The organism is Pseudomonas taeanensis MS-3, from assembly GCF_000498575.2.
Taxonomy (GTDB): Bacteria; Pseudomonadota; Gammaproteobacteria; order Pseudomonadales; family Pseudomonadaceae; genus Aquipseudomonas; species Aquipseudomonas taeanensis.
In genome coordinates this window covers 1-2,324 of record NZ_AWSQ01000018.1, presented here as the reverse complement: position 1 = coordinate 2,324, position 2,324 = coordinate 1, and the positions used below count along the sequence as shown (strand labels likewise).

Sequence of the window (2,324 nt, the reverse complement as noted above, 5' to 3'; positions counted from 1 at the left end):
TGGGCCATGCCCTGGGCCTGGGCGATGTCGAGGGCGGTGCTGGTGACTTCCTCGACTTCATGCAGGCGCGGGTTGACCACCGAGTAGATGCCCCAGGCGACGGTCAGGCGTCGCGCGGTGTGCAGGTTCGGGGTCAGGCTGAGGATCGGCGTCTTCGGCCGCTCGCGCGAGGCGCGCAGGCTGCTGGCGCCGGACTCGGTGTAGTTGACCAGCGCGGCCACCGGCAGGATCGAGCTGATGCGCCTGATCGCGCAGCTGATCGCATCCGAGGCGGTGGCTTCGGCCTGGGGGCGGCTGACGTCGAGCTGGGCCTGGAAGTCCGGGCCGCTTTCCACCTGGCGGATGATCTTGCTCATCATCTGCACCGCTTCCAGCGGGTAGTCGCCGGAGGCGGTCTCGGCCGACAGCATCAGCGCGTCGCTGCCTTCGGCCACGGCGTTGGCCACGTCGGTGACTTCGGCGCGGGTCGGCGCCGGGGAGAAGCGCATGGATTCGAGCATCTGCGTGGCCACCACCACAGGCTTACCGAGCTGGCGGCAGGTGCGGATGATGTCCTTCTGGATGCGCGGCACGTTTTCCGCCGGCACTTCCACGCCCAGGTCGCCACGGGCGACCATGATCGCGTCGCACAGTTGGGCGATGGCTTCGATCTGCTGCACCGCCGAGGGTTTCTCGATCTTGGCCATGATGAAGGCCTTGCCCTGGATCAGTTCACGCGCCTCGAGGATGTCCTCGGGACGCTGGACGAACGACAGCGCCACCCAATCCACGCCCAGCTCCAGGCCGAAGGTCAGGTCGCGGCGGTCTTTCTCGGTCAGCGGGCTGAGTTGCAGCACCGCCTCCGGCACGTTGACGCCCTTGCGGTCGGACAGCTCGCCGCCGGCGATCACCTGGGTGTCGATGGCGTCGCTGTGCTTGGCGGTTACCTGCAGGCGCAGGCGGCCGTCGTCGAGCAGCAGGTTCATCCCCGGCTGCAGCGCTTCGATGATTTCCGGGTGCGGCAGGCTGACTCGCTGAGCATTGCCGGGCGTGCTGTCCAGGTCCAGACGGAAGGCCTGGCCGCGCTCCAGATTGACCTTGCCGTCGGCGAAGGGCCCGACCCGCAGCTTCGGTCCCTGCAGGTCCATGAGGATGCCGATCGGCGTATTCAGGCGCTGCTCCACTTCGCGCACCCACTGGTAGCGCTGGGCGTGGTCGGCGTGCTCGCCGTGGCTGAAGTTGAGGCGGAACAGGTTGACCCCGGACTCGACCAGCTGGCGGATGTCGTCGATGCCATTGATCGCCGGGCCGAGGGTGGCGAGGATTTTTACTTTCTTGTCGGCGTTCATTGGGCAGGGTCCTTTAGGATCAAAATGGCGCGGAAATCGTTGACGTTGGTACGGGTCGGCCCGGTGACGATCAGTTGATCGAGGGCGGCGAAGTAGCCGTAGCCGTTGTTGTTGTCTAGCTCGTCGCTGCTGCTCAGACCCAGCGCCGCGGCGCGGGCATGGCTATCGGGGGTCATGATGGCGCCGGCGTTGTCTTCCGAGCCGTCGATGCCGTCGGTGTCACCGGCCAGGGCATAGACCCCGGGCAGGCCCTTGAGGCTGTCGGTCAGGCTGAGGAGGAACTCGGCGTTGCGCCCGCCGCGGCCGTTGCCACGCACGGTGACCGTGGTTTCGCCGCCGGAGAGGATCACGCACGGCGCCTTGAGCGGCTGGCCGTGCAGCAGCACCTGCTTGGCGATGCCGGCATGCACCTTGGCCACCTCGCGCGATTCGCCCTCCAGGTCGCCGAGAATCAGGCTCGGTAGACCGGCGGCCTCGGCCTTGGCAGCGGCGGCATCCAGCGCCTGTTGCGGCGTGGCGATCAGCTGGAAGTGGCTGCGGCTCAGGCAGGGGTCGCCCGGCTTGACCGTCTCCGAGCGCGGGTCCTGCAGCCAGGCGCGTACGTTGGCCGGGATCTCGATGCTGTAGCGGGCGAGGATCGCCAGGGCCTGCACCGAGGTGGTCGGGTCGGCCACGGTCGGCCCGGAGGCGATCACCGTGGCTTCATCGCCCGGCACGTCGGAGATCGCGTAGGTGTACACGCTGGCCGGCCAGCAGGCCTTGGCCAGGCGCCCGCCCTTGACCGCCGAGAGGTGCTTGCGCACGCAGTTCATCTCGCCGATGGTCGCGCCGGACTTGAGCAGCGCCTTGTTGATCGCCTGCTTGTCGGCCAGGCTGATGCCCTCGGCCGGCAGGGCCAGCAGCGAGGAGCCGCCACCGGACAGCAGGAAGATCACCCGGTCGGACTCAGTGAGGTTGCTGACCAGTTCCAGCACCCGGCGGGCCACCCGTTCGCCG

2 protein-coding genes are annotated in these 2,324 nt (G+C 68.2%); both read right to left on the bottom strand.

Features of this window, described 5'->3' with window-relative positions; all coding sequences use genetic code 11:
* Positions 1-1,328 (bottom strand): pyruvate kinase (gene pyk, locus TMS3_RS24355; RefSeq protein WP_025167891.1); only part of this gene is annotated, 1,328 nt, incomplete at its 3' end.
* The coding region (locus tag TMS3_RS24350; RefSeq protein WP_025167890.1) for a glycerate kinase type-2 family protein at positions 1,325-2,324 on the bottom strand (1,000 nt) is incomplete at its 5' end. The genes pyk and TMS3_RS24350, both read right to left, overlap by 4 nt.